This is a genomic window from Streptomyces carpinensis, from assembly GCF_002154505.1.
GTDB classification, from domain to species: Bacteria; Actinomycetota; Actinomycetes; order Streptomycetales; family Streptomycetaceae; genus Streptomyces; species Streptomyces carpinensis.
Map to the genome: position 1 here is coordinate 1 of NZ_MUBM01000316.1, position 7,974 is coordinate 7,974.

A 7,974-nucleotide genomic window follows, 5' to 3' on the forward strand; every position below is an offset into this window, starting at 1 on the left:
GCGGTGACCTCGCCGTGAGGGCCGGGCCCCCACCGGCCCGCCCCTCACGGCGAGGTCACCGCACTGGGTGATCCACTGCCGGACGGCGCGGCGGACGTGCTCTCGCTCGGCGCGGCCGACACGCTCTCGGACGCCGTGGGCGACGCCTCCGGCACCGTCCCTCCGGACGACAGCGACGGTGCGGGCTCCCCCACCGTCCCGTTGCCGCTGGGCACCGCCCGGTCGGAGGCACTGGGCTCCCCCGGCGCGGTGACCGACGCCTGGGCCGAGGCGGTCGCGCTGCCCGACGCGGACGCCGACGGTTCGTCACTGGGCCCGGCCGCCCCGGCGGAGCCCGCCGCTCCCGGCGTCGGCGACGGCACCGCGGACGCCCCGCCGGACGGCTCGCCCGACGACGGCCCACTCGGCGTCGAAGCCTGCCGTGGCGTCGGCTCCTGCGTGGGCACCCCCGGCTGGAGGATCGGCGCGATCGGTGGTTTCTTCGGCAGCGGCTGCGGTGTCATCCCCGACACCCACGCGTAGCCGAGCCCCGTGAGCCCGGCCAGCGTCAGCGCGCACACCGCGACCCGCAGCGCGGGCCGCCCTGCCGTGGCGCGCTTCGCGGCGCGGAAGAGCCGCCCGCCGAGCTTCACGGAGAGATAGACGACACCCGCCATCGGGCACAGCAGCATGACGCAGCCGATGACGCCGACCAGGCCCTCGACGATCCGCCCGTCGACGAACGCCGAGCCGGTGCCGACGATCTGCTCGGTCAGCGACCGGGTCATGGTGGCGACGATGCGGGGCAGGTTCCACAGGGCGTAGCCGAGTTCGCCGACGATCAGCGGGACCATCGTCAGCACCCAAGTGGCGACGATGGTGCGCGCCGACCTCTTCAGCCCGGCGACCTCCTTGCGGGCGGCCCGGCCCTTCCTGCCCGGCGCGAGACTCAGCAGGATCGGCTTGATCTTGCCGTACAGGTCGGGCACGCCGGCCAGGTCGCCGAGGATGTAGTAGCCGTCCAGCCGGACGGCCGGCATCAGCTGCTCTAGGATCTCGAAGTGCCCGAGATAGACGGCGGCCAGGAAGAACTGTGACCCGGTGGCGAAGTACGCCCCGGCCATGGCGAGCATGAAGACGACGTTGAAGTACACCCCGCCGAGGTCGGTGCGCAGCCGCCCCGCGCGGCCGATCCGGTAGACGTCGGTGACGTCGGTGTACATCGAGGGCCAGATGAGGAAGAGCCCGCAGCCGATGCACCCGGGGTGGGCGCCGCCGTATCTGCAGGCGGAGGCGTGGCCGAACTCGTGGAAGACGAGGGAGGCCACGGTGAGGACGAAGACGATGAGGATGAGGACGGGCTGGTCGAGGACTTCCAGGACCGGCTCGATCGCACCGAAGAAGCCGAACAGCCAGACGTCCATGACGACGGCCGCGGCCAGCACCAGGGCGACCACGGTCGGCCGGTGCAGCCAGGCGAAGGTCCGGGCGATCCTCGCGGTCCGGCGCTCGTCGAAGATCACCCGGTGGCCCTTGAGGGCGAGCAGGAGGTCCGAGCGCGGTGCGTCGACCTCCTCGCTCTCCTGCCCGTCGGGGACCGTCACACCGAGCGGTTCGAGCTTGTTCTCGACCAGGTAGCGGATGTTCTCGGCGCTGACCTCGCGCGCGAACCGGGCGCTGACGCGGTGGGCGATGGTCTCGGCGTCGCGGACGCCGTCGATGGACGAGGCGACGAGGTACAGCAGCCGCGACAGCTGCACGACCTGCCCGTCCCCCCGACGGGCGATGTACTTGGGCTCGGTGAAGCCCGACCCCTGGTACTCGCCGTGCAGCCGCAGCCCCGCGCTCAGGCGTGGGACGAGTGGCGGCGGCGGCTGCTCGACGACCGCCCAGGTGGCCGTCGCCACCTGCTCGTAGGTCATCGGCCACCCGCCGGGCCCCGGGACCGGGCCGGTGTCGTGCAGTGTCGGCGCCCCGTCTCCGAGAACCGTCATAGGTGATCTCCCCCCACGTCGTGCCCCACGCCGTCCCTCCGGGGACGGACCGCGTCGTACCCCCCTCGCGGTCCGCCCCCGGTGGTGTCGTCCGGCGCGGCGGTTACTGCGTGACGCTGATGCTCTGGACGGCCTGCGACTGGGCGGCGGACCACGAGGAGTGGTCGTTGAGCGCGGCGGACTCGTTGTGCGCCGAGATGTTGGCCACGTGCTTGGTGACGTTGACCGACTTGGTGAAGTTGAACTTCAGCCGGCCGAGAGCCTCGCGGCCCGGCAGCAGCTCCGCCGACTCGGTGTCCAGCTCGTGCATGTCCATGCTCATGACGGACGTCCTTCCGGTTTCTGGGTGTTTCGGTGTGGCGTGGGGGCGGATGTCACTGGCTGACGCTGATGCTCTGGCCGGCACCGGAGTCGGCCACGGACCACGCCGAGTGGTCGTTCAGGGCGGCGGACTGGTTGGCGGCCGAGATGTTGGCCACGTGCTTGGTGACGTTGACCGACTTGGTGAAGTTGAACTTCAGCCGGCCCAGGGCCTCACGGCCCGGCAGCAGCTCCGCGGACTCGGCCTCGAGCTCGTGGGCGTCCATCATGGTCAATTCCCCCTCAGGGATGGGCGTTTCCGATCGGAGAGAGTCAGGTTCCCCCCGGACTCTGTCCAACCTGGTCGGACGAACTGTCCAACGAGATTGGACACTAGGGCCTCGTGAAGCACTCGCGCAACCCCCTCCACGAATCCCCCTCTCGGCCCCCGGCGCCGACGCCCGTAGAATCGGGCGCTACGTGGAGGTTCCCCACGGCTTTTGCCTGGCGGCGAGCAGGAAGTGACCATCGGTGGCCAACGCACTGCAGCAGTTGATCCGTGAGCGCCTCGACCGCAAGGGCTGGTCCTACGGCGACGTGGCGCGCCGCGGCGGCATCCCGCGCTCCACGGTCCACCACCTGGCCACCGCCGACCGTGTGGTGCGCATGCCCCAGCCGGCCACACTGGAGGGACTGTCCAAGGGGCTGGAACTTCCGTTGGACACCGTCCGCCGCGCCGCCGCGGAGTCCTGCGGCATCCACGTCTACGGTTCCGCGGGCGCCGAGGGGGAGGCCTCCCCCCGGACGGACCCCGAGGTCGACCTGCTCATCGCCAGCGTGCAGAAGCTGTCGGCCGACGACCGCCGGCATGTCGCCGCGCTGGTGGAGTCCCTCCTGGACCGCTCCTCACGGCAGGAGTGACGGCCCGGAGCGCCGGCCGACCGTCCGGTGACACCGATTGCCCGTTCTCCCACCAAGTCGGAAAAAGTATCCGGACGACCCGGAAACCACCGAGATCCGCCGCTAGTCTCTCGTCTGCCCGAGGCGCGAGAGCCGCACGACCCCGGGCTCCCAGGGGGGACATGTGTTGTTCGTGCATGGCGGGCCGACCACGGCCGTGGTCCGCAATCCCGCCGGAGACGCGGTGGTCCTGCTGTCCGGTGAACTGCCCGAGGTCCTCACCGACGAGGCGCTCGCGGAACTCCTGGACCTGGCCGCCGCCATCCTGAAGGCGGACGAGCTGGAGCTGTTCCACGCGTGCCTGCGGACCCTGCGCCGCAACGGGATGCGCGCGGGCCGGCGCATCGAGATCGACGGCGCCGTACTGACGGTCTACGAGGGCTGAGCGTGCACCCCCCTGCCCCCGCGGACAGGTGAGGTGCCGTGACGTGAAGGTGCCCGGAACCGGACTTGAACCGGTACGCCCGCGAGGGGCAGCGAGGTTTAAGCTCGCCGTGTCTGCATTCCACCATCCGGGCAGGCCATGGGCTCCGCGCTGAGGTTCCGAGCCTATCGGGAGGCGCCCCCCGAACAGTGGACTGATGGACCGATGTTGTCTTATTTTATTGACGCTTGAGGGGGCATCAGCAATCCAAACCACCGGTCGGCGCCTGCCAACAGCCTTGCGGGCCGTGCCCGCCCGCGCACGCGGAATGACGGAATTTCACCGTCCGAACAGGAGCACTCCATCCTTTCTCGATGTCGCCCCTCCCAGGGATGCTCCTCGACCGCTCTCAGGGACGGGTGTCATCCCCAGGTATGAGAAGGGCCCGTGCGGTCCGACCCGAGTCGCCCCCAGGAACCGGAGCAGCGGCTGACTCGGCGGGCCCGTTCGGCCGCGACGATGGTCCATGTCCCCGAGAACGTCGTCGTCCCGTCAGGAGCACACACCCGTGACCACCTCTTCCATCGCCGGCCGGACCACCGCCGTGGCCGCGCGCGCCACGGATCTGTCGAAGATCTACGGACAGGGCGAGACCCAGGTGGTCGCCCTCGACCGGGTCTCCGTCGACTTCCGGCAGGCCGAGTTCACCGCGATCATGGGCCCCTCCGGGTCCGGCAAGTCCACGCTGATGCACTGCGTGGCCGGTCTCGACACCTTCTCCTCCGGGTCGGTGCGCATCGGCGAGACGGAGCTGGGCTCCCTGAAGGACAAGCAGCTCACCAAGTTGCGCCGGGACAAGATCGGCTTCATCTTCCAGGCGTTCAACCTGCTGCCTACGCTGACGGCCCTGGAGAACATCACCCTTCCGATGGACATCGCGGGCCGCAAGCCGGACAGGCAGTGGCTGGACTCGGTGATCGGGATGGTCGGGCTGTCCGGGCGGCTGGGGCACCGGCCCTCGCAGCTGTCCGGCGGTCAGCAGCAACGCGTCGCCGTCGCGCGGGCGCTGGCCTCCAAGCCGGACATCATCTTCGGCGACGAGCCCACCGGAAACCTCGACTCGCGCTCGGGCGCCGAGGTCCTCGGCTTCCTGCGCAACTCCGTGCGCGAGCTCGGCCAGACGGTGGTGATGGTGACCCACGACCCGGTGGCGGCGGCGTACGCGGACCGGGTGGTGTTCCTCGCGGACGGCCGGATCGTGGACGAGGTGTACGGGCCGACGGCCGACACCGTGCTGGACCGGATGAAGCAGTTCGACGCCAAGGGCCGCACCAGCTGATCCCCCGCCCCGCCCTCCACCTCGTACACCTGGACTGAGACAACCCCATGTTCCGCACCGCCTTGCGCAATGTGTCCGCGCACAAGGCCCGGCTCCTCATGACCGTGCTCGCCGTGATGCTCGGCGTCGCCTTCGTCTCGGGGACCCTGGTCTTCACCAACACCATCTCCGACGCCTTCCAGAAGAGCTCCGCCAAGGGCTTCGACCACGTCGACGTGGCCGTCGAGGCCAAGTACCAGAAGAGCAGGGGCGACCGGGTCGGCAGGACCCCCGAGCTGACCCAGGCGACACTGGACAAGAGCGTCCGCGTGCCGGGGGCGGCCTCCGCCATCGGCGTCGTCCACGGCTTCACCGCGATCGCCGACAAGGACGGCAAGCTGATCGGCGGCGGCTTCCGGTCGGAGGGCGGCAACTACTGGGGCGACAAGGACCCCCGGTACCCGCTCGCCGACGGCACCGCCCCGCACGGCGAGGGCCAGGTCCTCATCGACTCCGAGACCGCCCGCCGGGCCGGTTACAAGGTCGGCGACACCGTGCGCATCTCCGTCGACGGCCCCGTCCTCACCCCCACCGTCAGCGGCGTCTTCACCACCGACGACGGCAACGTCGCCGCCGGTGGCAGCCTCGCCCTGTTCGACACGGCCACCGCGCAGAGGCTGTTCGGCAAGCCGGGCACGTACGACGAGATCGACGTGAAGGCGAAGGCCGGCACCAGCCAGACGGCGCTCAAGGCGCAGCTGGACGAGGCGCTGCCGAAGGGCAGCACCGAGACGACCACCGGCACCCGGCTCGCCGACGACCAGGCGCGGGCGATCTCCTCGTCCATGAGCAGCATGAAGCAGGGCCTGCTGGTCTTCGCCGGGATCGCGCTGTTCGTCGGCACGTTCATCATCGCCAACACCTTCACCATGCTGGTCGCCCAGCGCACCAAGGAGCTGGCGCTGCTGCGGGCGGTCGGTGCCTCCCGCCGGCAGGTCACCCGGTCGGTGCTGATCGAGGCGTTCTTGGTCGGCACCGTGGCCGCCGTGACCGGTCTGGTCGCCGGCATCGGCATCGGCGCGGGGCTGAGGTCCCTGCTGGGGTCGCTGGGCGCCACCGTGCCCGACGGACCGCTCGTCATCACGCCCGGTACCGTCGCCGCCGCCCTGGCGGTCGGCATCCTCGTGACCATGCTCGCCGCGTGGCTGCCCGGCCGGCGGGCGGCGAAGATCCCGCCGGTGGCGGCGATGAGCAGCGTGCACGCGAAGGCCACCACCAAGTCGCTGGTGCTGCGCAACACGCTCGGCGCCCTGTTCTCGGCGGCCGGCGTCGCGGTGGTCCTGGCGGCCACGACGATGGACGGAGACTCCGGTCAGGCCCCCATGGGGCTCGGCGCGGTCCTGTTGATCATCGGTGTGTTCATCCTGACCCCGCTGCTGTCCCGCCCGCTGATCGCGGCCGCCGCCCCGGTGCTGCGCGTCTTCGGCGTCTCCGGCAGGCTGGCCCGGCAGAACTCCGTGCGCAACCCGCGCCGTACGGCGGCCACCGCGTCCGCACTGATGATCGGACTGACCCTGATCACCGGCATGACGGTGATGGCGGGCAGCCTTCAGCACGCGATCGACAAGATGGCGTCCTCCGCGCTCCGAGCCGACTACGTGGTGTCGATGGCGAACGGCAACGGCCTGTCCCCGGACGTCGACCGGAAGCTGAGGGCCACCGAGGTCGTCACCGCCACCAGCCCGCTGCGCAACGCCCCCTCCCGCATCGACGGCGAGACCGAGTACCTGACCGGCGTCAACGGCTCCGCGATCGGCAGCCTGACGGACCTGAAGGTCGACGACGGCTCCTTCACGGTCGGCGGCACCCGGGTCGTGGTCGACGACAAGACCGCCGAGTCCCACCACTGGAGTGCCGGATCCGGCTTCACCGTCTCCTACGAGGACGGCAGGAAGCAGCACCTGACGGTCTCCGGGGTCTACGAGGGCAACCAGATGATCCGCGGGATCATGCTCGACAACACCACGCTCGCCCCGCACCAGAGCGGCCCGACCGACATGCAGGTCATGGTGAAGACCGCCGACGGAGCCTCCGGCGCGACCAAGGACAGGCTGGTCGAGGCGCTCGGCTCCAACCCGGCGATCAAGATCCAGGACAAGAAGGACATCTCCAACGACATCGCGCAGATGTTCACGCTGATGCTGAACATGCTCTACGGCCTGCTCGCGATGGCGGTGATCGTGGCGGTCCTCGGGGTCATCAACACCCTGGCGATGTCGGTGTTCGAGCGCTCCCAGGAGATCGGCATGCTCCGCGCGATCGGCCTGGACCGCAAGGGCATCAAGCGGATGGTCCGCCTGGAGTCCCTGGTGATCGCCCTGTTCGGCGGGGTCCTCGGCGTCGGCCTGGGCGTGTTCTTCGGCTGGGCGGCCGGTCAACTGCTCGGCACCAAGATGCCGACCTACGAACTGGTCCTGCCCTGGGCCCGGATGGCGGTCTTCCTGCTGCTGGCGGCGGCGGTCGGCGTGCTGGCGGCGCTGTGGCCGGCCCGGCGGGCGGCCCGGCTGAACATGCTCCAGGCCATCAAGTCGGAGTGACGGCACCTGTCGCGAAGGGGCCCCGTTCCTGGTTGGAACGGGGCCCCCGGCGTACGTGCGCACTGCCCGTCAGGCGCCCGGCGCACCCCACGTACGGGCCCGCAGGGGCATCCCCGAGTCACCGGTTTCGGGGGTCTTCACGGCCAGCACCTGGTTGACGCCGATGCGGTTGCGCTCGAAGGCGAGGGCTGAGGCCGCCATGTACAGCCGCCAGACCCGGGCGCGGCCGGGGCTGGTGAGCTGCACCGCCCGTGCCCAGTTCTCCTCCAGGTTGGCCACCCATCGGCGCAGGGTGAGCGCGTAGTGCTCGCGGATCGACTCCACGTCGCGCACCTCGAACCCGGCGCGCTCCAACTGGGTGACGGTGGTGCCGATGGGTGCGAGCTCGCCGTCCGGGAAGACGTAGGCGTCGATGAACTCGTCCACGTGGTACGCCGACTCCTCGCGCTGCGGGCGGCGGCC

At 70.5% G+C, this 7,974-nt stretch carries 8 protein-coding genes and 1 tRNA gene; 4 read left to right on the top strand and 5 right to left on the bottom strand.

The window, feature by feature from the left end; all coding sequences use genetic code 11:
* Positions 1 to 44: 44 nt before the first annotated feature.
* The 3 genes from BZY54_RS35625 to BZY54_RS35635 all read right to left on the bottom strand — a co-directional run bounded on the left by BZY54_RS35625 (position 45) and on the right by BZY54_RS35635 (position 2,563).
* Entirely contained in the window at positions 45 to 1,973 is a 1,929-nt protein-coding gene (locus BZY54_RS35625) for a zinc metalloprotease (RefSeq protein ID WP_086729454.1), read from the bottom strand.
* 103 nt (positions 1,974 to 2,076) lie between these two features.
* Positions 2,077 to 2,295, bottom strand: a complete 219-nt coding sequence (locus tag BZY54_RS35630) for a hypothetical protein (RefSeq protein WP_086729455.1) — start codon at positions 2,293 to 2,295, stop codon at positions 2,077 to 2,079.
* Positions 2,296 to 2,347: 52 nt separating this feature from the next.
* Positions 2,348 to 2,563, bottom strand: a complete 216-nt coding sequence (locus BZY54_RS35635; RefSeq protein ID WP_086729456.1) for a hypothetical protein — start codon at positions 2,561 to 2,563, stop codon at positions 2,348 to 2,350.
* A gap of 241 nt (positions 2,564 to 2,804) precedes the next feature.
* Here BZY54_RS35635 and BZY54_RS35640 point away from each other — a divergent pair, with 241 nt between their 5' ends.
* Both BZY54_RS35640 and BZY54_RS35645 read left to right on the top strand, forming a co-directional pair.
* Positions 2,805 to 3,194, top strand: a complete 390-nt coding sequence (locus BZY54_RS35640; protein ID WP_086729457.1) for a helix-turn-helix domain-containing protein — start codon at positions 2,805 to 2,807, stop codon at positions 3,192 to 3,194.
* A 163-nt stretch (positions 3,195 to 3,357) separates the two neighbouring features.
* Positions 3,358 to 3,618, top strand: coding sequence for a hypothetical protein (locus BZY54_RS35645; protein WP_244217503.1), 261 nt, complete (start codon positions 3,358 to 3,360; stop codon positions 3,616 to 3,618).
* Positions 3,619 to 3,668: 50 nt separating this feature from the next.
* Here BZY54_RS35645 and BZY54_RS35650 read toward each other — a convergent pair.
* Positions 3,669 to 3,751 (bottom strand) — tRNA-Leu (locus tag BZY54_RS35650).
* A gap of 414 nt (positions 3,752 to 4,165) precedes the next feature.
* On the opposite strand from BZY54_RS35650, the gene BZY54_RS35660 reads away from it, so the two are divergent.
* Positions 4,166 to 4,936 carry an ABC transporter ATP-binding protein gene (locus BZY54_RS35660; protein ID WP_086729459.1) on the top strand — a complete coding sequence of 257 codons (771 nt, stop codon included), beginning with the start codon at positions 4,166 to 4,168 and terminating at the stop codon, positions 4,934 to 4,936.
* Positions 4,937 to 4,983: 47 nt separating this feature from the next.
* Positions 4,984 to 7,512, top strand: coding sequence for an ABC transporter permease (locus BZY54_RS35665; protein WP_086729460.1), 2,529 nt, complete (start codon positions 4,984 to 4,986; stop codon positions 7,510 to 7,512).
* A gap of 69 nt (positions 7,513 to 7,581) precedes the next feature.
* On the opposite strand, the gene BZY54_RS35670 is transcribed toward BZY54_RS35665, so the two are convergent.
* On the bottom strand, positions 7,582 to 7,974 hold a 393-nt coding region (locus tag BZY54_RS35670; protein ID WP_208640875.1), incomplete at its 5' end, for a class I SAM-dependent methyltransferase.

Coding starts and splice junctions, on each gene's coding strand:
- BZY54_RS35630 (WP_086729455.1), bottom strand. CDS start 2,295: ATGAGCATGGACATGCACGAGCTGGACACCGAGTCGGCGGAGCTGCTG.
- BZY54_RS35625 (WP_086729454.1), bottom strand. CDS start 1,973: ATGACGGTTCTCGGAGACGGGGCGCCGACACTGCACGACACCGGCCCG.
- BZY54_RS35665 (WP_086729460.1), top strand. CDS start 4,984: ATGTTCCGCACCGCCTTGCGCAATGTGTCCGCGCACAAGGCCCGGCTC.
- BZY54_RS35635 (WP_086729456.1), bottom strand. CDS start 2,563: ATGATGGACGCCCACGAGCTCGAGGCCGAGTCCGCGGAGCTGCTGCCG.